The sequence below is a fragment of the Pseudomonas sp. AS2.8 genome (assembly GCF_014190935.1).
Classification (GTDB): domain Bacteria; phylum Pseudomonadota; class Gammaproteobacteria; order Pseudomonadales; family Pseudomonadaceae; genus Chryseomonas.
This window is the reverse complement of the sequence record NZ_JACHVV010000001.1, coordinates 1456032-1476057: the sequence shown is the minus strand read 5'-3', so window position 1 is coordinate 1476057 and position 20026 is coordinate 1456032. Positions and strand designations below refer to the sequence as shown.

Here is a 20026-nt window from a genome sequence, read left to right as displayed (position 1 = left end):
TGACCGGTGAGAGTTGCTCAAAGTTGGGCGGGGAAAGCGCTTTTCGTCGGCCTTTTGGCGAAGGAAAAGCGCTTGGTAGCCAGGTCGGGCGTCAAGCGCCGACGTGACGCTCCTGGTGCGCGGTGGCCTGGAGCAGATCGAGGTACAGCGAGGCATAGGGCTTGGCGCATTCGGACCAGAAGAACGGGCCCTGCATGGCTCGGTGACGCATGGCCAGCAGCAGGTCCTGACGTTCGAACACGCCCAGGGCGCGGTCGATGGCGCTGATGTAGTTTTCCAGCGACAGGGGGGAGAACAGGAAGCCGGTGGTGCCGTCCTCGATGCTGTCGGCCAGGCCGCCGGTGCGGGTGGCGATCGGCAGGGAGGCGAAGCGCTGGGCGTACATCTGACTCAGGCCACAGGGCTCGAAGCGCGAGGGCATCAGCAGGAAGTCGCTGCCGGCGTACATGCGCCGCGCTTCGGTTTCGCAGAAGCCGATGTGGGCACTGACGCGACCGGGATAACGCAGGGCCAGGGCCCGTACCTGACGCTCGATGTGCGGTTCGCCACAGCCGATGATCATCAGCTGGCCACCGCGGGCAACGATGTGGTCGGCGGCCTGGATGGTCAGGTCGATGCCTTTCTGCTGGACCAGCCGCGAGACCACTGCGAACAGCGGACCGTTGGAGGGCGCCAGACCGAATTCCTCGCGAATGCGCGCCGCGTTGACCGCCTTGCCGTCCCAGTCAGATTCGGTGAATTGCTGGCACAGGTGCGGATCGCTACAGGCGCTCCAGTCATCGTCGATGCCGTTGAGGAGGCCGGTCAGCTTGCCTTCCCGCGCCTTGACCTGCAGCAGCCCTTCCAGGCCGCACCCGAACTCGGGCGTGGTGATCTCGTGGGCATAGGTGTGGCTGACCGTGGTGATGTGGTCGGCATAGACCAGACCGGCCTTGAGAAAGGAGACCTTGCCCCAGAACTCGAGACCTTCCATCTGGAAGGCATGGGCGGGAATGTCCAGGTCGGCCATGACCGAGGCCGGGAACAGACCCTGGTAGGCAAGATTGTGGATGGTGGTCAGGCAGGGGGTGCTCGCACCCTTCCAGCGCAGGTAGCCGGCGGCGAGGCCGGTCTGCCAGTCGTTGAGGTGCAGCAGGTCCGGTACCCAGCGAATGGAGGCGTCGCCCAGGGCGAAGTCGGCGGCTGCACTGGCCAGGCGACCGAAGCGGATGTGGTTGTCGGCCCAGTCGGCGCCGTTCAGGTCGCCATAGGGGTTGCCCGGACGCTCGTAGAGTTCGGGGCAGATCAGCACATAGACGACCAGGCCGTCTTCCAGGTTGACGCGGCCGATCTCGCAGGCCGGCATGGCGGCGCGAGCGGCGATGCGGCCCACCATCTGGACACGGTCCTTGATTGCGGCCATCACCTGACGATAGCCGGGGATCAGCACCCGGACGTCATGGGAGGCGGCGAGGGCGCGGGGCAGGGCGCCCGATACCTCGCCCAGGCCACCGGCCTTGACGAAGTCGGAAATTTCCGGGGTCACGAAAAGGATGCGTTTGCGGCTTTCGACAACGGAGCTCAGCGTCAGCTGAGGCTCATCCGTGCGCTTGCGAGGAGAGCTGGATCTGGTGGAACGAGTGGCGGTTTCAACGGGCTCCAGAGCCCCAAATTTCCCCACGACGGCATTTGCCATGGTGCGCTCCCAATGCAGCAAGTTCGAGACTGAGGTTTACCTGATTGCTTCTTCCTGAAGCTCGATGCTCCTGGTTCAAAAACGCCTACAGCCGAGCTGCTACAGCCTTTTTGCCGGTCACCTCTTCTGAGATGTCTGGATCTAGGCGAGAACTGCTTCGCGGATTTCCAGATTGCTCTCGCACTGACTCTCGGACAACCTCACAAGTTTCCCGCTCGAATGTTGCGGTCCTGCTTCGTATTGCCAAATACATGCCCAAAAGCTGACGCTCACTCTTGGTGCGCTAAGAAATAAGCCGCAGGTGAACCGCTTAATGGCTGCCTGATCGAGGCAATTGGCCGAAAAATCAGACTTCTGGCTGACGAACGACCGGCTCGTGCCTTTCGTCGGATTGTGGTGTGGGCAGTACATCGCGACGTCCCAGTTCGGTTCGCAGCTTGGGCAGGCAGAGGGGGAATTCACGATTGATATAGGTGATCAGCCGCTCCCGCACGAAGCAGCGCAGATCCCAGTTCTTCGAGGAATCGCCCGAGCTCACCAGCACCCGGATCTGGATGGAGTCATGGGACGCATCGGTCACCTGCAGCACGCAGACACGCTCGTCCCATAAATGGGGCACCTCGGCACAGGCGCGTTCCAATTCGGTGCGGATCGGCGCCAGCGGCAGGGAGTAGTCAACCCATATGAAGACGGACCCGATCAGGCTGGAGGAGGAGCGCGTCCAGTTCTGGAAGGGGGTCTCGATGAAGTATTGCAGTGGTACCACCAGGCGACGATCGTCCCAGATGCGGACTACCACGTAGGTGCCGGTGATCTCTTCCACCCGGCCCCATTCCCCCTCGACAATGACCACGTCGTCGAGCCGGATCGGCTGCGTCACGGCGATCTGCAGGCCGGCGATGAGATTGCCCAGTACCGGGCGCGCGGCGATACCCGCGACCAGGCCGGCGACGCCAGCGGAGGCGAGGAGGCTCGCACCTACCTGGCGAACGGCGGGAAAGGTCATCAGCATCAGGGCGATACCCACCAGCAGTACGATGAAGCTGAGGCTGCGTATCAATACTCGATTCTGCGTCTGAATACGGCGCGCCCGCAGGTTGTCCGCCACATCCACGGGATTGCGCAGGGCGATGGTGGCGCCGACGGCCTTGACCGCCCTGAGGCCCAGCCAGGTGAAGGCAGCGATGCTCAGCAGGCCGGTGAGGTGCTGTACCGCACGCAACAGCGGCAGGGCATCGGGTGCGGAATTCCAGACACCTTGCAGCACCACAAGGGGTACCGCCAGCCGCGCCGGCTTCTCGGCGTACTTCACCAGGTTGCGCGCCAGCAGGAAGGGATTGGCCAGCCGGCGAATGGCCGCGAACGCCAGCATCAGGAGGATGCTGCTGATCAGCAGGGCGACCCCTGCCGCGATCAGCGTGGTGATCCAGGGGGCGTTGAGCCAACCTGTCCAGTCGATGGCCGTCATGCGCATTTCCTCAGGCAGACGGCTTCCCGGGATCCTGAAAAGCTGACGCGTCGGAATCGCGGGAAGCCTTTCGAGATACCTGTTTTCCGACTGAGGGGCTTCGCCACGGTTCCCCGCAGGCTCGGCAAAACGCGTTTACTTCTAATACCACCCCTATAGGAGAACGCCTATTCGGCTCCCGGCAGACTTTTCTGTCGATCAGTGGGGCAGGATGTCGCACCTCGCGTCTAAGCTCAGAGGAGACTGCGCAGCGGACGCAGGATAGGAGTAGAATTCGCGCCCCAACGAGATACGTCCAGTCAGATGGCGGACCTGCGGAGATCGAGACGGATTTATGAAGCCAGTGGTAGTGGTTGTCGAAGACGAGAACATGTTGCTCGGACTGATGGAAGAGGTGCTCGAAGGCGAAGGCTTTCAGGTGCACACCTTCGGTACCGCGGACCAAGCCTGGGAATACCTGTCGAGTGCACGTCCGACGCCGGATCTGCTGATCACCGATGTCCGGATGCCGGGTGTCATCGATGGTCTGGAGCTGGCACGCCGCGTCAAGCAGCAGCTGCCGGGTCTGCCCATCATCGTCTCCTCGGGTTATTTCGAAGAACTCCAGCCCGAACGCGCCCCGGATATCTACTATCTGCCCAAGCCCTGGCGCTTCGATGACCTGCTGGCCGGCTGCTTCCGCTTCCTCAATCAGCGCAAAGGCTGATTGCTGTCCTCTGCGGCCTGGTTCCAGGCCGTATGCGTTTCTCGACGCTCAAGGTGTCCGTAGCTGTCCAGCTCCGTACCTAAGCTGATTCCATTTTGTTATTTATCTGACGATCCTTAGATCGTTTAGCTTGGCCTCCAACAGGCATCGAGTCGATGCCGAGGGCGTGCTGCGGCGCGCCTACCGACAAGGAGGCCTTTGTGAATTCGCTGATCAAATCCCTGGTTCTGGCTATAGGCGTGGCAGCCCTGGCGGGGCAGGCGGCCGCTGCTGATCTGGTGGTGGGTTACCAGACAGGTGTCGATCCATCCAAGGTTGCCCAGGCCGATGGCCTCTACGACAAGGCGATTGGCCAGAAGATCGACTGGCGTCGTTTCAACAGCGGTCCCGAGGTCGTCGCCGCGCTGGCGTCTGGTGATGTGCAGATCGGCAATCTCGGCTCCAGCCCGCTGGCAGCGGCCACCTCGCGCAAGCTGCCGCTGGTGACCTTCATCGTCTCCGCCCAGATCGACTCCGCCGAGGCGCTGGTGGTGCGCGATGGCAGCGGTATCGACAAGCCCGCGCAACTGGTCGGCAAGACCATCGCCACCCCCTTTGTCTCCACCTCGCATTACAGCCTGCTCGGAGCGCTCAAGTACTGGGGGGTGGATCCGACCAAGGTCAAGATCGTCAACCTCAATCCCACCGAGATCGCCGCCGCCTGGCGCCGCGGTGACATCGATGGCGCCTTCGTCTGGTCGCCCGCGCTGGGCGAGATCAAGAAGAATGGCAAGGTCCTCGCCGATGCGGCCCAGGTGGGCAGCTGGGGTGCGCCTACCTTCGAGGTCTGGGTGGCGCGCAAGGACTTCGCCCAAAAGCATCCCGAGATCGTTGCCCAATACGCCAAGGTCACCTTGCAGGCCTTCGCCGACTACCAGGCCCACGGCAAGGAGTGGGATGCACAGTCCGAGCAGGCCAGGAAGATCGCTCGCCTGACCGGCGCCGACGCTGCCGACATCCCCGAATTGCTGGCGGGCTCGCGCTATCCGGACGCCCAGGCGCAACTCGGCCCTGATCTGCTTGGTGGTGGCACCGCCAAGGCCATCGCCCGCACCGCCGAATTCCTCAAGGAACAGAAGCGCATTCCCACGGTGCTCGACGACTACTCGCCCTATGTCAGCGCCGAGTACGTCCGCAAGGCCCAGTGACGACCCCTTTCACGCCACGACTCGCCCCTCTCCGGAGGGGCTTTTTTTCCCTGCCGACAGGAGCCGGTCATGAGTCGACTCACCCTGGAACAGGCCAGCCTCGGATTCGTCCGGCGTGGCCGCCAGCACCCCATCCTGCAGCGTCTCGATCTCGCGGTGGAGAAGGGCGCCTCCCTGGTCGTGCTGGGCCCGTCCGGCTGCGGCAAGTCCAGCCTGCTCAACGTGCTCGCCGGTTTCCAATCCCTCGATGAAGGGCGCGTGCAGCTCGATGGCCGGACCCTGGAAGGGCCGGGCGGCGAACGCGGCGTGGTGTTCCAGGACGATGCCCTGATGCCCTGGCTCAATGCGCTCGATAACGTCGCCCTGGGGCTGCGCTTGCGCGGGCTGGGTCGCCGGGAACGCGAGGCCAGGGCCCGCGAGATGCTCGAGCTGGTGGGGCTGGCGCAGCATGCCGAGCACGCCATCGGCGAGCTGTCCGGTGGACAGCGCCAACGCCTGGGTCTGGCCCGCGCCCTGGCGGTGGATCCGGATTTCCTGCTGCTGGACGAGCCCTTCGGCGCTCTCGATGCCCTGACCCGGGAACGCATGCAGGTGCTGTTGCTGGACGTCTGGAAACGCACCGGCAAGGGCCTGTTCCTCATCACCCACAGCGTCGACGAGGCGCTGTTCCTGGCCACGGAGCTCCTGGTGCTGGATGGGCCACCCGCGCGCATCGTCCGCCGCCTGGAGGTGCCGTTCGCCCGCCGCTATCTGGCGGGCGAGCCCGTCCGCGAGATCAAGGCCGATCCCCGCTTCGCCGAGCTGCGCCAGGAGTTGCTCGACCTCTTTCTGCAGGAGTCTCCCGATCATGCCCTCTGACACCCTGACAACCGCCCTGCGGGATACCCGGGAACGCCGTCGACCGCACCTGGACCGCCGCCGCGTGGCAGCGCTGGGCACCCTGGTTGGCGTGGCGACGCTTTGGTGGAGCGCGACCCATCTGGGTTGGGTGGATACCCTGTTCCTGCCATCTCCCGAGCAATTGCTGGTCGCCCTGCGGGGATTGCTCGCCGAGGGCTATCTGGACGCCAGTCTCTGGCAGCATCTGGGCACCAGCCTGCTGCGGGTGCTGGCTGCGCTGCTGGCCGCCGTGCTGACCGCGGTACCCCTGGGTATCGCCATGGGTCTCAACCCGACCCTGAATGCCGCTCTGGACCCGCTGGTGGAGTTCTATCGTCCGATCCCGCCGTTGGCCTACCTGCCGCTGATGGTGATCTGGTTCGGCATCGGCGAGCTGTCCAAGGTGCTGCTGATCTATCTGGCGCTGTTCGCGCCCTTGCTGATCGCCACCGTGGGCGGGGTGCGCCGGGTCGATCGGGCGCGACTCCAGGCGGTGCGCTGCCTGGGCGCCTCGCGCGGCCAGGTGGTGCGTCACGTCATCCTCCCCAGTGCCTTGCCCGACATCCTGACCGGGCTGCGTATCGCCCTGGGGGTGGGCTGGTCGACCCTGGTGGCCGCTGAGCTGATCGCCGCCAATCGGGGCCTGGGCTTCATGGTGCAATCGGCCGCGCAATTCATGGCCACCGATGTGGTGGTGGTGGGCATCCTGCTGATCGCCAGTATTGCCCTGTCCATCGAACTGGGCCTGCGCGCCCTGCAGCGGCGCTACGCCGGTTGGAATTAGGGAGGCGACCATGACCATCACCTTCGAACGTCTGAGCCCCGCGCTTGGTTCCCGCGTCCATGGCCTGGATCTGCGCGAGCCTCTGGATCCCGCGAGTCACGCCGCGCTACACCAGGGTTTGCTGGAGCATCAGGTGCTGTTTCTGCGTGACCAGTTGCTCACGCCACGCCAGCAACGGGACGTGGCGGCCCACTTCGGCGATCTGCACATTCATCCGATCTATCCCAAGCATCCCGAGCAGCCGGAAATCCTGGTGCTGGATACCGAGTTGAACGACCTGAGAGACAACGCGCTCTGGCATACGGATGTCACCTTCATCCAGACGCCGCCGCTGGGGTCGCTGCTCAGCGCGCGCCAGGTGCCCGCCTGTGGCGGCGATACCCTCTGGGCGAGCAATTCGGCGGCCTATGCGGCGTTGTCCGCGCCGCTGCGCGAGTTGCTCGACGGTCTCAGCGCCTGGCATGACCTGAGCAAATCCTTTCCGCTGGAACGCTTCGGCCATACGCCGGAAGGCTTGCAGCGTTTCCATGCGGCACGCGCGGCCAATCCGCCGGTGCGTCATCCGGTGGTAAGGGTCCACCCGGAAACCGGGGTCAAAGGGCTTTTCGTCAGTGCCGGCTTCACCACCCGGATCATCGAGCTGGAAGAAGCCGAGAGCGAGGCGCTGCTGCAATTGCTGTTCGCCCACGCCGCGCGACCGGAATTCCAGGTGCGCTGGCAGTGGCAGGCAGGCGATCTGGCGTTCTGGGACAACCGCATCACCCAGCACTATGCCTGTGACGACTATCGTCCGCAGCGGCGCGTGATGCACCGGGCGACCATTCTGGGTGACCGTCCCTGTGGGCCAGGCGAGAGGAGGTGACGGCCCATCCCGTGGCCGGGATAGGCCAGCGTCTCAGCCGGGCGATCAGTTGCCCAGGACGTCGACCAGCCCCAGCACGAAGAACAGCACGATGCACACCGCCGCCACGGCAACGGGGATGAAGCGCGGATCCTTGATGGCCTTCCATATGGCCTGACGATTGCTGCGCGACCTTTCCATGACACCGCTCCAGGAAGAAAGCCGGCGAGCTTAAAGCATCGCCGGGGGCGGCGAACAGCGGGGCAGTACGGCTCTCGTCGGCATTTCCGGCCGCTTCGGCCGCTAGGCGACGCCGATCTTCCACTGCGGCGGTGGCGGGGTGCCGTTGACCGCGAAGTCGCCGACGATGCGATCCTTGTAGATGCGCGGATTATGAGAGGCGAGGGTACGGGCATTGCGCCAGAAGCGATCCAGTCCCTGTGGTCTCAGCGTGGCCGAAGCGCCCAGGGCGTCGAACAGGCGGCCGGATGCCTCGATGATCAGGTCCGTGACCACATTGAGCGACTGGCAGACCTCCAGTTCGGCCAGTTCCACCGCGCGATCCTCGGCTGCCGGGTCATCCACCTGCCTGAGGTCATGCACGCGCTGCAGCGCCTCGGCATTCTTCAGGGTGATCACCCCGGCGCAGTAGGCGGCGCTGCGCACCTGGCCTACCACGGCCAACACCTGCGGATCCTGGCTGACACGATCGGCATTACCGATGGTGAAGGTGCGGGTGCGAGCGGCGACCGCGGCCGCCACCTCGCTGCTCATGGCCCGCCCCATGCCCGCCAGGTTGGCGAGGTGAAAGACCTGGAAGAAGCCAGGCGAATAGCGGAAGCGCTCGCCTACCGTAACCACGTCCGCAGGCTCCACCCGCACATTGGTAAAGGTGGCCGTGCCGCTGGCGGTCAGCGTCTGGCCGAAGCCATTCCAGTCGTCCACCACCTCCACGCCGGCGGCGTCGCGGCGGATGGTCGCCATGACGCGATTGCCGGCGTCATCGGTGGCGCCCACGTCGATCCAGTCCGCATAGAGCGAGCCCGTGGTATAGAACTTGGTGCCGGAGAGCAGCAGGGCGTCACCCTCCCGGCGCACGCGGGTACTGAATTCGGCCCGCCGGGCATCGCCGACCTCGCTGGAGGCCGGACCCAGGGTTTCACCCGCGGCGATACGGGCGAACCAACGGCTGCGGCGTGCCTGATCGTCGCTGTTGAGCAAGCCCTCGACAAAGCCCATGTGACCGCGCAGCGCCTGCACCAGATTGGAATCGGCCTCGCCCAGTTCGATGAGCAGGGCGAACAGTTCCGGCAGGGTGACGCCCGCGCCGCCATGCTCGACCGGCAACCGCAGGGCGGTGAACCCGGCCGCCTTCAGCCAGGCCAATTCTTCGACCGGCAGTCGCCGCTGCACCTCGCGTTCTATGGCGCCCGCGCGAATACGCTGGAACAACGGCTGAAAGCGGGCCGAGAGTTCGGCATGGCGCGCGGAAGGGCCGGCGCCCCAGCCTGCGGAAATGATGCTCATGGAAGAGGAGATCCTTCTGGTCGTGTCAGCAGAGAGTCGGGAAGCGCGAGCCCAAGACGAGCCAGCTCGAGACGAGCCAGCTCGGTATGGGCGGCTCGGGTGCAGCCGATCAGCACCATTGCCGCTACCAGACGACGGCCCAAGGCACCCACGAGGGATACCCGTGCGCTAGAAACGTATCGGGTGCGCGTTGCCGGTCTGATTCGACTCAGAGGCGTCAGCCTCGATAGCGGAGGGGGCCTGGGCACGTCGAACGCTTCCAGCCCAGCATCGAACTTCACCTGGGGAGTTCGTGCAGCTGGAGGGGGCAGAAGAGTGTCATCAGACAGCGGCATGGCGAACTTCGAAGAAGGTGAAAGTTGGTGGCAGTCTAGATGAGCGCTCAAGAGCGCCGCCAATCTTCAAAGCTGCTAAGGATATGTCTTTAATGGGTCTTCGATGCAGGTGTTGCTCAAGCAACAGCTGAGCGCTGCCTGCAAGGCGTTTGCTTATAAGCTTATGATTTTTGGGACATCTTACTATGTAAGGTAAGACGTACGAGTTGACTAGAAAAGGCGTTAAATCAGACGGAGTTTAAGGAGTGAGGTCGTCGAATAACGTCTTCTTCATGAGGTAATACCTTAACGATATTTGGCTTCTCTATTGTTTTTCCCTAGGGTCAGCTTTGATTTCTCGTTATCAGGACCCTGCGGTGACTGTCTATCTCGATGCGCGGCACCGCCGCCTGATCAAGTTGCTCTTGCATACCGCCACCGGCCGAAGCGAATGGCCAACCTGGAGCCTGATCATCGGTGTCTACGCCAGTTGGCTGACCCTCGTTTGTGCATGGCCGTTACTGGGTTTCTGGATCCTGCCGCCGCTGACGATCGTCGTCGTGCTGCATCAGTCCCTGCAACACGAGCTGATTCATGGCCATCCGACGCGCTGGCCCAGGCTGAACGCCTTGTTCGCCTATCCGCCCCTCGGCCTCTGGTTTCCCTTTCCGCTCTATCGCGATAGCCACCTGGCGCACCATCAGCGCGAGAACCTCACCGATCCGGCCCTTGATCCCGAGAGCCGTTATGTCGATGGCGAACTCTGGGAGCAGCGAGGGCAGGCCGGACGCGCATTGCTCTGGCTGGACAAGACCCTGATCGGTCGACTCCTGGTAGGCCCGGTCCTGTCGCTGCACGGCATGCTGGAGCTCGAAGTACGCCGCGGGTGGCGCGGGGAGCGGGGCGTGCTGCGCGTCTGGCTGATTCATCTGGCACTGTGTGCAGGCGTGCTCCTGGCGAGCTACGGGCTGTCTGGCATGCCCCCGGGAGTCTATGTACTGGGGGTAGCCTGGCCGGCGCTGGCCGTGGCGCTGATCCGATCCTTCTACGAGCATCGCCCGGCGCTGGATCCTGCACAGAGATGCGTACTCAACGAAAGCGGTGGGGCGCTGGGCTGGCTGTTTCTCAACAACACCCTGCATCTGGTTCACCACGACCTGCCGGGTTTGCCCTGGTATTTCATTCCACGGGTCTATCGAGCCAGGCGTGGTGCCTACCGGGCCCGCAGCGGTGATTTCCGGTTTTCCGGCTATCGCGAGTTGGCCCGGCGTTTTGCCTGGCGTCCCGTGGATGCGCCGCTGCATCCCGCCGCGCCGCCGTCAGCACGCCTGCTGACGGATCAGGATCGGGCCTGCGCCTACAGCCTTCCCTGGTAATACCACCCCAAGCAAATAAGTGCCATAGGCTAACTCCTGTGCCACACCGTCACCAGGGAAGGGCGGTGTGCAGAAAAGCCAGGGGTCTCTGCTAGAGTGCCCGCTCCGTCAGTGCTCCGAGGGGATAAGCGTGCAGGACTCAACCTTTGACGTCATTGTCCTGGGCCTGGGCGCCATGGGCGCGGCCACGCTTTACCAACTGGCCAGGCGTGGCGTGAAGGTCGCAGGCATCGATCGCTATGCGCCGCCCCATGAGCTGGGCTCCAGTCACGGCGCGACGCGCATCACCCGTCAGGCGGTGGGCGAGGGCGCAGCCTACGTACCCTTGGCGATTCGCTCGCAGCAACTCTGGCGCGAGCTGGAGGCGGAGCGGGGCGTCCGGCTGTTCGAGCAATGCGGGGTACTGATCATGACCGCCACCGCGACGGCAACCTCCCATCACGGCCGCCCGGATTTTACCCAGGCCACCCTGGAGCTGGCGCGCCAGTACGAGATCCCTCATGAGGCCTGGGACGGCGCCGCCATTCGCCAGCGATTTCCGCAATTCCGGGTAGCAGAAGATGCGCTCGGCTATTTCGAACCGGGCGGCGGTTATCTCTATCCGGAAGCCTGTATCCAGGCACAGCTGGACGGGGCGCGCGGGCGAGGTGCCCAGATCCATACCAATACCGTCATCGAACGCCTGGAGACGGACGGGCAGGGCGTATCGCTGCATTCGGCGCAAGGCCGCTGGCGGGCGAAGCGGGTCATTGTCGCCGCCGGCATGTGGAGCGCTGAACTGCTGGGCGCACCTTTCGACCAACTGCTGCGCGTCTGCCGTCAGACCCTGCACTGGTTCGAAGTCGCCAAGCCCGAACTGTTCCCGGCGGATTCACCGAGCTTCATCCTTGCCCAGGGCAGTGGCGATAGCGATCTCTTCTATGGCTTTCCCCCCTTGGCAGGCGAAAACGCCGTGAAGGTCGCCACGGAGCAGTACCAGGATAATACCACCCCAATAGGGATTAATCGGTCGGTCCGACCGGAAGAACCGAGCAGGCTGTTCAGTAGTCAAGTGGGGAGGTGGGTCGACGGTCTTGCAGACCGGGCAGTGCGCAGCACGGTCTGCGCCTACACGGTCACGCCCGACTTCGGCTTCATCGTCGACGAGCATCCGACGCTACCGGGCGTGACCGTCGTCAGTGCCTGTTCGGGGCATGGCTTCAAGCATTCGGCCGCCCTGGGCAAGGCGCTCGCCCAGCGGGTGACCACCGGGCGCAGCGACATCGATCTCGGCAGCTTCGGCCTGGCGCGATTCGGCTAGCGGCTGCGCACCGTCAGGGTGACCAGCCGGGTGACCACCAGGGCGATGTACATGACACCGGAGAACTGACCGAGCATGACCAGCGAGCGCGCCATCGGCTTGATCGGGTAGATATCACTCAGGCCGACGCCGGAGAGGATGGCGAAGCTGACGTAGAGCAGCTCGGTCCAGGTGCGTGCGGCCAGGGGATCGTTGGCGGCGGTGAAGCTGTTGGGCTGCAGGATCTGGCAGGCCGAATAGGCATGGGCGAAGGCCCAGGCCAGCAGGGTGAAGGTCGCACCCACGGCGAAGAGTTCATCGGTGGTCGCCCGCTGGTCCTCCATCATGTAGGCGATGAGACTGCCCGCGGCATAGAAGTAGAAGATCGCATCGAGGATGGCCAGGGACACCACCAGGTGGCGATTGCCCTGCCACTCGACCAGAACCGTGAGCACCAGGATGCAGCCGGCGAGGATGAACCCCAGCCACTGGATGGTTGGACTCCGTCGCACCATGCGCAAGGCGGTGGCGAGGACGATGATGCCGAAGGCACCGATGATGGCGCGCCCGTGTTCCTCCTGTTCCACGAAGGGGTAGAGCAACAGGCCGAGCAACTGGATGAACAGCAGGTTGGCGGAGGGGTAGCGGACCAGGTAGTGCAGCGGACTCTTCATCGCGACTCGGCGAAAGGCTCAGGGGGCGGCCAGCGTAGCGGGTGACGAAGCGCTTCGCCACGGGAGCCTTATGCTCCCGTGGCGCGGACCTCAGGCCGCCTTGCGGCGAGTGGAGGGCAGCAAGATGGTCAGGATGCCCAGCAGCGGCATGTAGGAGCACAGCTGGTAGACGTATTCGATGCCGCGATGGTCGGCGAGGTTGCCGAGGCCCGCGGCGGCGATGGCACTGACGCCGAACATCAGGCCGAAGAAGATCCCGGCGATCATGCCCACGTTGCCCGGCACCAGTTCCTGGGCATAGACCACGATGGCGGAGAAGGCGGAGGCCAGGATGAAGCCGATGATGACGCTCAGCACACTGGTCCAGAACAGATCGACATAGGGCAGGGCGAGGGTGAAGGGCGCCGCGCCCAAAATCGAGAACCAGATGACCGCCTTGCGGCCGATGCGATCGCCGATGGGACCACCGAAGAAGGTGCCGGCCGCGACCGCACCCAGGAAGAGAAAGAGGTGCAGCTGGGAGCTGGCGACGGAAAGGCCAAAGCGCTCGATGAGATAGAAGGTGAAATAGCTGGTGATGCTGGCCATGTAGATGTACTTGGAGAACACCAGCAGGGCCAGCACGACCAACGCGAAGGTCACCTGACCGCGCGACAGACCGTGGCTGACCGCGGCGGCCTTGCGCCCTTTGGCGCTGCGCAGATGGCTGCGATACCAGCGCGACAGCCCGTATTGCACGCCGATGGCGAACAGGGCGAAGAGCGCGAACCAGGCGACATGCGTCTGACCATAGGGAATGACGATGGCTGCGGCCAGCAGGGGGCCGATGGCGGTGCCGGCATTGCCGCCGACCTGGAAGGTGGATTGCGCCAGGCCGAAACGACCGCCCGACGCCAGGCGGGCTACCCGCGAGGTTTCCGGGTGAAAGGTCGAGGAGCCGACGCCGATCAGCGCCGAGGCGGCCAGGATCGCGGGAAAACTGCCGACGAAGGCGAGCAGCAGTACGCCAATCAGGGTACAGACCATGCCGGCGGGCAGCAGATAGGGTTTAGGATGACGATCGGTATGGAAGCCGATCCAGGGTTGCAGCAGGGAGGCGGTGATCTGGAAGGCCAGGGTGATCAGGCCGATCTGGGTAAACGTCAGGCCATAACTATCCTTGAGCATGGGATAGATCGAGGGCAGGACGGATTGGATCAGGTCGTTGATCAGGTGGGCCAGCGCACAGGAGGCCAGGATTCCCGCAACCATCGGCGAGGCGCCGGGCAGGGCGGCAGTGGGGGTTTCGCCAGGAACGGCTGGCGTGGCAGAGGAAACGGCCATGCAGGTATTACCCTTATTATTTATGTCCAGCCGCTCACTGTGGCATCCTGTGGTATCGGAATCCAGTGCCAGTTACCGGATGTTTCCGGCAACCGAACCCAAGCCAGGCGGCCTTTCGGTCCGCTTTGGGTGCGCGCGCACCTTCCACTCTTTTCACGTTTTGTATGGCAGATTCCATGACAGCCAAAGATCCACTGCTCCTTGACCAGCAACTGTGCTTTTCCCTGTATTCGGCTTCGCTGGCGATGACGCAACTCTACAAACCCCTGCTGGAGAGCATGGGCCTGACCTTCCCGCAGTACCTGATCATGCTGGTGCTGTGGGAGCACGACGGCCTCACGCTCAAGGAGCTGTCCAATCGGCTACGGCAGGATTCCGGTGCCCTGACCCCCGTGGTCAAGCGCCTGGAGGCGGCCGGGCTGGTCACGCGCCGGCGCAGTGCCGAAGACGAGCGCAACCTGTCGATCGAACTGACGCCAGCGGGTCGCACGCTGCGCGATCAGGCCAATGGTGTCAACAGCCGGGTGCGGCAGGTCTGCGCCCTGGGCGATGCGGGCCTGGACGATCTGCGCGAGACCCTGGTGATGCTGCGCACTCGCCTGGACGAGGAAGGTAACCCGACGTCCTGAACCAACCGGGTACGAGCGGTTCCCATGGCTACAGTCGCCGGGGAATTCGCATGACCTTCAAATACCAGCCTGACCAGGATTACCTGCTCGTGGATCTCACCAGCGGGCGCACCGCAGGCAAGTTGCTGCAAGGCGAGCTGCATATCGCCGAAAGCTGCCACGGGGAAGATCCCCGGACCTATGCGCGGCTGCTCGACGAGAAGACGCTGCGCAGCACCCTGGGCGACGAGGTCGGGCAGCGCGAGGGCGATATCCTTACCCTGCGTCGCACCGGCATCAAGCTGCGCCTGGTACCCCTGGAAATCGCCTGCGACTAGGCCGTGGCGCGGCCGAACAGCGCCTTGAACAACCAGGCAACCAGGGCCACGTTGACCAGCGCCAGCAGGCAGAGCAGACCCAGCACCGCGTGGGGGCCATGGTGCTCCAGGACATAGCCGCAGAGCAGGGGCGTGGCGGCCTGACCGAGTAACGCCGGGCGCGCCATGCGGCCGAGGACGGTGGCGTATTCCGCCGGACTCCAGAGCGCCAGTGGCAAGGCGCCGCGAATGATCGCCCTCAGACCATTACCCGCTCCGAAGATCACCAGGCCCACGACCGTTACCCAGACCAGGCCGGGCCCCAGGGTAACCAGCAGCAGTCCGGCGGCCGTGCAGACCACCGAGGCCAGGGCCGTCCACAGCGGGTGGCCGTTGCGGTTGAGCAGATCGATGATCCGCGAGGCGACCTGACTGGGTCCCAGGCAGGCACTCAGGGCCACGGCGCTGGCCAGGCTGTAGCCGATCCCCTGCAGCAGGGTGATCAGCTGGACGGAAATGGCCGTCATCAGCATCGCGCCCAGGGTGAAAAGTGCCGTGAGTACGATGTAGAGCGCCCGGTCGACCGGCACGGTCGATGCGGCCTGGCCGGTCCGGGGCGCCTGGGTGACGAGGACCGGCGCGGGCAGGGCGCGGCGATAGAGCGGCCAGATCGTCAGCAGCAGGACGGCCGCATAGGCCAGGCAGGCACCGCGCCAGCCGAGATGGCTGACCAGGAAGGCCGCCACGGGCCAGGTGATGGCGGTGCAGAAGCCGGAGACCAGGGTGATGCCGCTGATGGCCGAGCGGGCCTGGGTGCCATAGCAGGTGCCCAGGGTTGCGAAAAGGGCATCGTACAGACCCGCGGCCATGCTGATCCCCATCACCATCCAGGCGAGCAGGAACAGCGGCAGATGCTGGGCGCTGGCCATCAGCACCAGCCCGGCGGCCACCCCCAGGCCGCTCAGCGACAGTAGCGTGCGGCCGCCCTGGCGGGCGATCAGGCGGCCGCACGCCGGTGCGAGCAGGCCGGAGACCAGGACCCCGAGCGAGAGACCGCCATAGACCCATTGCCGGGACCAGCCGGTCTCCTGTACCACCGGATCGGCCAGCACCGCGAGAATGAAGAAGGAGCCGCCCCAGACGAGGATCTGGGCGATGCCGAGCAGCAGGATCTGTAAAGGCGAAGCCTTGGCGGAGGGGATAGTCATGACAGCGTCGAGCAGGATGGCGAACGGAGGGGACGGACCTTAGCCCCAGTTACCTTTTGTCGCAATCGTATGATTTTTTCGAATAATGGCATTTTGTAATCAACTCGACATCTTGCTTGCCTAGGCTCTTGTGCCTGACCGTCTTCATGCAGTGACGCCCCCATGCTTCGGATCCTCGCGCCCCTTCGCCGCCTGTCCCGCCGCTCCTGGTTGAGAGCCCTCAAGACCGGCCCGCGGATGCTGTTCTCCTTTACCTTCGCCGCCGTGCTGCTCGCCGGACTCGGCAGCTTTGCGCTGTGGGAGATGCAGCAGCTGCGCCGTCAGGCCCTGAGCATGGAGCAGGACTGGTTGCCCAGTATCGCCATCGCCGATTCCCTGGCGATCAACCTCGGCAAGCTGCGCAACCAGGCTTCGGTTGTCCTGCTCAATGCCGAGGATCCCGGCGCCGTGGCCATGAGCCGGGTCACCCTGGAGCAACTGGTCAACGAAACCGATCAGCTGTTCCGGGACTATGCGCCGGTCGTCACCGATGCGACCGAAGGGGATTCGATCAAGGCCCTGCATGACGCCTACCTGCCTTTCGTGGAAGGACTGCGCGAAGAGGTGCGCCTGATCGAGCAACAGCAGATCCCGGCAGCGCGGATGCAACTGGATACGGTAGTCGGCCTCAAGGGCGATCTGATGGACATGCAGGTGCAACTCCTGCACGAATTGAACAAGCAGGGCGCTGCCCAGGCCAAGGAGGTGGCAAACGTCCAGTTCCTCCAGGCCCGCGCCATCGTCTGGTCGGTCATTGGCGGCGCCATTCTGCTGTTGCTGCTGCTGGCCTGGCGGCTGACCCGTAGCGTGGTGCAGCCGCTGCGCCAGGCGTTGGACATTTCTGCTGGCATCGCCGCGGGTGATCTGCGGCAGGACATCCAGCCCCAGGGACGCGACGAGGCAGCCATGCTGCTGCTGGCGCTGGAGCGTATGCAGGGCAATCTGCGCGAGGTGCTGGCCCACACCGGAAATGCCTCGGAGCAACTGGCCTCGGCCTCGACCCAGGTGAGTGCCGTGATGGATGAAAGCTGCCGCAACCTGGAACAGCAGACGACCGATATCCAGCATGCGGCCAATGCCGTCACCCAGCTCAATCAGGCGGTCCAGGCGGTCTGCGAGCATGCGACCTCCACCTCCGCCGAATCGCAGCGCTGCGTCGATCAGGCCAAGCAGGGGCAGACGCAGGTCCGCCAGACGCTGGCCGCCATCACCCAGCTGGTGGGCAACGTGGACGAGGCGGCCAACCAGGCGGACCAGCTGGCCGAGCAATCCAAGGGCATCAGCAAGATGCTCGATGTCATCCGCAACGTCGCCGAGCAGACCAACCTGCTGGCGCTCAACGCCGCCATCGAGGCGGCACGGGCCGGGGACGCCGGACGCGGCTTCGCCGTGGTGGCCGACGAGGTGCGTGGGCTGGCCCGCCGTACGGGCGACTCCACCCGCGAGATCGAAGGCCTGATCGACGGCATGCAGCAGGTCAGCGAGAGGACGGTGACCGCCCTGGATCAGAGTCGGCTCCAGGCCAGCCATACCCGCGACCAGGCCCAGGCGACCTGGCAGGTGCTGGAAGGCATCACCCAGGCCATCACCGCCATCGGCCAGCGCAACGACGCCATCGCCGCGGCCACCGAAGAGCAGACGGCCACCACGGCGGCGGTCGATCGCAACCTGACGCTGATCCGTGACGCTGCGACCCAGACCGCCGCCGGCGCCCAGCAGACCAGTGCCAGCAGCCAGCAGCTTTCCGCCCTGGCCGCCGATCTCCACGGCGCCCTGCAGCGCTTCGTGGTCTAGGGCGGCCTGGGAGTCAGGCCGCCAGCATCACCCGGTCGCGGCCTTCCTGCTTGCCGCGGTAGAGCGCCTGGTCGGCGCGCTCCAGGGCGCTGGCGAAGGCCTCGCAATCGCGAATCTCGCACACTGCCAGGGTCGCTGTGACCCGCGCGGGACCGCGTTCGAGGGACTGGGTGACGTCGGTCAGGCGCTGGCGGATGCGCTCAGCCACGCCCCAGGCCACTTCGGTCCGCGCCTGGGGCAACAGCACCAGGAATTCCTCGCCACCCCAGCGCGCCGCCAGATCGGAATGTCGCACCTCGCGGCGAATGACGTCGGCGATCCCTTGCAGCACCAGATCACCGCAGTCGTGGCCAAAGCGATCATTGATGTGCTTGAAGTGATCGACGTCGAAGAGGATGAGGCTGCCGGTCACGCCACTGTGCTTTTCCGCCTGGTCGAGAATCCGCCGGCGGTTGTAGAGGTTGGTGAGGCTGTCGTGGCTGGCGGAATGCAGCAGGTCCAGCTGCATCTTGGTGCTGTGGTGGAAGGAAGCGCCGGTGCCGTAGAGCAGCAACCCCAGGGCGCTGATGATATTGATCGTGCCGAACAGCTTCATCGCCAGGGGCGCGAGGGTAGCGGGTGGGTGCAGCAGATAGCCGCCCGCCAGGGTCACCAGGATGCCGGTGACCAGCACCAGATGACGGATCGGCGCGGTGCGGTAGTTGTAGATGACGATCGGCAGGATGCACAGCACGTAGTAGTGGAAGTTGCTGTCCCAGCCGAGTTGCCAGGTGGCGAGCCAGGCGTGGGCGACGATCTCGCAGCACATGGTCAGGCTGGCGATGCGATAACGGCGCTGGCGCAGGGCGGCCAGGCAGCCCACGTAGGCCGCGAGGCTGAGTACGTTGGCCCAGGCCATCAGGATCTGGTCGAGCAGGACGAAGATGACCAGCAACGCCACATGAATGGCCATGGCCGCCTGAACCACGGGCTTGGCGACTTGCCAGAATTTGCCCAGGGAGTCGTTGAGAGCCTGGTTGCGATCACGATAGGAAAGAGCAGTCATGAAGAGGTCACCATAAAGCAGTGCGCCAATGATAAACGCGCTAACAGTAAGCTTAATGGCAAACGGCCAGTCTGGGGGATCCTTTAGCCGAATGGAGGCTGGAAAGGATCGAGCGGAGCGCTGCCGCGACCATCGGCGCTCCTGACGGCGGTTCTGAACTCTGCTTTTTCCGCGCTACCCGCCCAGCCGCCTGCTGATGGCCTGGGCGGCGGCGTGCAGACGGCTTGCGGCGGCGCCTTCGACCTCGGCCTGGAAACCCGGCGCGGCGCCGACCAGGGTCAGCACCCCGGCCAGCCGGCCGCCGGCTCCGAACAGCGGCGCGGACAGTGCATTGACGCCCGCCATCAGCAGGCCATGCACCGGCTGGACGAGGGTTTCCCGCAGCTGGCGTGCGCCTTCCGCCAGATCCGCCGCGGTCGGCGCATCCGCTCGGTGCAGTTCTCCCGCGCGCAACGCCGCGGTCTCGACATCCGGCAAAAAGGTGTTGAATACCAGGCCCGTGGAGGAGCCCAGCAGCGGCAGCACCGAGCCGACCTGGGTCACCAGGGTGACGGCGCGCAGCGCCTGTTCCACCAGCACCACCGTCGGCCCCTTGTTGCCCCAGACCGCCAGAAAGCAGGTCTCGCCGACCTCGTCGCGCAGGTCGGCCAGCACCGGCGCCGCCAGCTTCACCACATCCAGCCGGCCCAGGGCGGCCAGGCCGACGAAGAGGGCGGCCTGACCGAGTCCGTAGTGATTGGTCCGTGGATCCTGTTCGGCGAATCCGCTGGCGATCAGCGCCTGCAGGTAGCGGTGCACCTTGCTGGCGGGCATGTCCAGATGGCTGGCCAGGCGCGACAGGGACGTGGACGGCGCCAGCTCGGCGAGGGCCTTGAGGATGTCGGTACCGACCTCGGCTGCCTGCACCTTCTGTCGCCGGGGAGGCGCTGCTTCGGGGATGTCTGTCATCGGTTCGATCGCGCGGGGAAAGGCAGCGTTATAG

At 64.8% G+C, this 20026-nt stretch carries 19 protein-coding genes and 1 pseudogene; 11 read left to right on the top strand and 9 right to left on the bottom strand.

Annotated elements, in window-relative coordinates:
• Positions 1-91: 91 nt before the first annotated feature.
• Both glgA and FHR73_RS06675 read right to left on the bottom strand, forming a co-directional pair.
• A complete protein-coding gene (gene glgA / locus FHR73_RS06680) occupies positions 92-1675 on the bottom strand; it encodes a glycogen synthase GlgA (RefSeq protein ID WP_260175614.1) in 1584 nt (527 codons plus the stop codon).
• Between the two features lie 346 nt (positions 1676-2021).
• Entirely contained in the window at positions 2022-3143 is a 1122-nt protein-coding gene (locus FHR73_RS06675) for a mechanosensitive ion channel family protein (RefSeq protein WP_183630121.1), read from the bottom strand.
• A gap of 334 nt (positions 3144-3477) precedes the next feature.
• On the opposite strand from FHR73_RS06675, the gene FHR73_RS06670 reads away from it, so the two are divergent.
• The 5 genes from FHR73_RS06670 to tauD all read left to right on the top strand — a co-directional run bounded on the left by FHR73_RS06670 (position 3478) and on the right by tauD (position 7561).
• On the top strand, positions 3478-3849 hold the full coding sequence (locus FHR73_RS06670; RefSeq protein WP_108581805.1) for a response regulator: 372 nt from the start codon (positions 3478-3480) through the stop codon (positions 3847-3849).
• 155 nt (positions 3850-4004) lie between these two features.
• Complete coding sequence (tauA, locus tag FHR73_RS06665; protein ID WP_183630120.1) at positions 4005-5036, top strand: taurine ABC transporter substrate-binding protein; 1032 nt, start codon at positions 4005-4007, stop codon at positions 5034-5036.
• Between the two features lie 69 nt (positions 5037-5105).
• A complete protein-coding gene (locus FHR73_RS06660) occupies positions 5106-5894 on the top strand; it encodes a taurine ABC transporter ATP-binding protein (RefSeq protein ID WP_183630119.1) in 789 nt (262 codons plus the stop codon).
• Positions 5884-6699, top strand: coding sequence for a taurine ABC transporter permease TauC (tauC, locus tag FHR73_RS06655; protein ID WP_183630118.1), 816 nt, complete (start codon positions 5884-5886; stop codon positions 6697-6699). Before FHR73_RS06660 ends, tauC begins: the two co-directional genes overlap by 11 nt.
• A gap of 10 nt (positions 6700-6709) precedes the next feature.
• Positions 6710-7561 (top strand): taurine dioxygenase, encoded by an 852-nt coding sequence (gene tauD, locus FHR73_RS06650; RefSeq protein WP_183630117.1) that lies wholly within the window; start codon positions 6710-6712, stop codon positions 7559-7561.
• Between the two features lie 45 nt (positions 7562-7606).
• Here the strand turns inward: tauD and FHR73_RS22505 are convergent, their stop codons facing one another.
• Positions 7607-7741 (bottom strand): hypothetical protein, encoded by a 135-nt coding sequence (locus tag FHR73_RS22505; protein WP_260175613.1) that lies wholly within the window; start codon positions 7739-7741, stop codon positions 7607-7609.
• A gap of 102 nt (positions 7742-7843) precedes the next feature.
• A complete protein-coding gene (locus tag FHR73_RS06645; protein WP_183630116.1) occupies positions 7844-9067 on the bottom strand; it encodes an acyl-CoA dehydrogenase family protein in 1224 nt (407 codons plus the stop codon).
• A gap of 691 nt (positions 9068-9758) precedes the next feature.
• Here FHR73_RS06645 and FHR73_RS06640 point away from each other — a divergent pair.
• A complete protein-coding gene (locus FHR73_RS06640; RefSeq protein ID WP_183630115.1) occupies positions 9759-10757 on the top strand; it encodes a fatty acid desaturase in 999 nt (332 codons plus the stop codon).
• Between the two features lie 130 nt (positions 10758-10887).
• Positions 10888-12057 (top strand): N-methyl-L-tryptophan oxidase, encoded by a 1170-nt coding sequence (gene solA / locus FHR73_RS06635; RefSeq protein ID WP_183630114.1) that lies wholly within the window; start codon positions 10888-10890, stop codon positions 12055-12057.
• Here solA and FHR73_RS06630 read toward each other — a convergent pair.
• Positions 12054-12710, bottom strand: coding sequence for an ion channel (locus tag FHR73_RS06630; RefSeq protein WP_133861899.1), 657 nt, complete (start codon positions 12708-12710; stop codon positions 12054-12056). The genes solA and FHR73_RS06630 overlap by 4 nt on opposite strands.
• A gap of 90 nt (positions 12711-12800) precedes the next feature.
• The gene (locus tag FHR73_RS06625) at positions 12801-14033 is read right to left on the bottom strand and encodes an MFS transporter (RefSeq protein WP_409258654.1); all 1233 of its coding nucleotides are present in this window, start codon (positions 14031-14033) and stop codon (positions 12801-12803) included.
• 176 nt (positions 14034-14209) lie between these two features.
• Between FHR73_RS06625 and FHR73_RS06620 the strand changes: the two genes are divergently transcribed.
• Together FHR73_RS06620 and FHR73_RS06615 are read left to right on the top strand one after the other, a co-directional pair.
• Positions 14210-14662 (top strand): MarR family winged helix-turn-helix transcriptional regulator, encoded by a 453-nt coding sequence (locus FHR73_RS06620; protein WP_183630113.1) that lies wholly within the window; start codon positions 14210-14212, stop codon positions 14660-14662.
• Positions 14663-14712: 50 nt separating this feature from the next.
• On the top strand, positions 14713-14979 hold the full coding sequence (locus FHR73_RS06615) for a hypothetical protein (protein ID WP_183630112.1): 267 nt from the start codon (positions 14713-14715) through the stop codon (positions 14977-14979).
• Here the strand turns inward: FHR73_RS06615 and FHR73_RS06610 are convergent.
• A complete protein-coding gene (locus FHR73_RS06610; RefSeq protein WP_183630111.1) occupies positions 14976-16166 on the bottom strand; it encodes an MFS transporter in 1191 nt (396 codons plus the stop codon). The genes FHR73_RS06615 and FHR73_RS06610 overlap by 4 nt on opposite strands.
• A gap of 162 nt (positions 16167-16328) precedes the next feature.
• On the opposite strand from FHR73_RS06610, the pseudogene FHR73_RS22740 reads away from it, so the two are divergent.
• Positions 16329-17144: pseudogene (locus FHR73_RS22740) on the top strand (MCP four helix bundle domain-containing protein); the annotation flags it as partial.
• A complete protein-coding gene (locus FHR73_RS22735; protein WP_409258668.1) occupies positions 17136-17999 on the top strand; it encodes a methyl-accepting chemotaxis protein in 864 nt (287 codons plus the stop codon). The pseudogene FHR73_RS22740 and the gene FHR73_RS22735, both read left to right, overlap by 9 nt.
• 13 nt (positions 18000-18012) lie before the next feature.
• On the opposite strand, the gene FHR73_RS06600 is transcribed toward FHR73_RS22735, so the two are convergent.
• Positions 18013-19044: a diguanylate cyclase gene (locus FHR73_RS06600; protein WP_183630109.1), complete on the bottom strand. Its 1032-nt coding sequence runs from the start codon at positions 19042-19044 to the stop codon at positions 18013-18015.
• Between the two features lie 174 nt (positions 19045-19218).
• Complete coding sequence (locus tag FHR73_RS06595) at positions 19219-19992, bottom strand: IclR family transcriptional regulator (protein ID WP_183630108.1); 774 nt, start codon at positions 19990-19992, stop codon at positions 19219-19221.
• Positions 19993-20026: the final 34 nt, after the last annotated feature.

Bases quoted from the DNA above. Each gene is read 5' to 3' on its own strand.
- glgA (WP_260175614.1), bottom strand. From the start codon at position 1,675: ATGGCAAATGCCGTCGTGGGGAAATTTGGGGCTCTGGAGCCCGTTGAA.
- FHR73_RS06675 (WP_183630121.1), bottom strand. From the start codon at position 3,143: ATGACGGCCATCGACTGGACAGGTTGGCTCAACGCCCCCTGGATCACC.
- FHR73_RS06670 (WP_108581805.1), top strand. From the start codon at position 3,478: ATGAAGCCAGTGGTAGTGGTTGTCGAAGACGAGAACATGTTGCTCGGA.
- tauA (WP_183630120.1), top strand. From the start codon at position 4,005: ATGCCGAGGGCGTGCTGCGGCGCGCCTACCGACAAGGAGGCCTTTGTG.
- FHR73_RS06660 (WP_183630119.1), top strand. From the start codon at position 5,106: ATGAGTCGACTCACCCTGGAACAGGCCAGCCTCGGATTCGTCCGGCGT.
- tauC (WP_183630118.1), top strand. From the start codon at position 5,884: ATGCCCTCTGACACCCTGACAACCGCCCTGCGGGATACCCGGGAACGC.
- tauD (WP_183630117.1), top strand. From the start codon at position 6,710: ATGACCATCACCTTCGAACGTCTGAGCCCCGCGCTTGGTTCCCGCGTC.
- FHR73_RS22505 (WP_260175613.1), bottom strand. From the start codon at position 7,741: ATGGAAAGGTCGCGCAGCAATCGTCAGGCCATATGGAAGGCCATCAAG.
- FHR73_RS06645 (WP_183630116.1), bottom strand. From the start codon at position 9,067: ATGAGCATCATTTCCGCAGGCTGGGGCGCCGGCCCTTCCGCGCGCCAT.
- FHR73_RS06630 (WP_133861899.1), bottom strand. From the start codon at position 12,710: ATGAAGAGTCCGCTGCACTACCTGGTCCGCTACCCCTCCGCCAACCTG.
- FHR73_RS06625 (WP_409258654.1), bottom strand. From the start codon at position 14,033: ATGGCCGTTTCCTCTGCCACGCCAGCCGTTCCTGGCGAAACCCCCACT.
- FHR73_RS06620 (WP_183630113.1), top strand. From the start codon at position 14,210: ATGACAGCCAAAGATCCACTGCTCCTTGACCAGCAACTGTGCTTTTCC.
- FHR73_RS06615 (WP_183630112.1), top strand. From the start codon at position 14,713: ATGACCTTCAAATACCAGCCTGACCAGGATTACCTGCTCGTGGATCTC.
- FHR73_RS06610 (WP_183630111.1), bottom strand. From the start codon at position 16,166: ATGACTATCCCCTCCGCCAAGGCTTCGCCTTTACAGATCCTGCTGCTC.
- FHR73_RS22735 (WP_409258668.1), top strand. From the start codon at position 17,136: ATGCAGGGCAATCTGCGCGAGGTGCTGGCCCACACCGGAAATGCCTCG.
- FHR73_RS06600 (WP_183630109.1), bottom strand. From the start codon at position 19,044: ATGACTGCTCTTTCCTATCGTGATCGCAACCAGGCTCTCAACGACTCC.
- FHR73_RS06595 (WP_183630108.1), bottom strand. From the start codon at position 19,992: ATGACAGACATCCCCGAAGCAGCGCCTCCCCGGCGACAGAAGGTGCAG.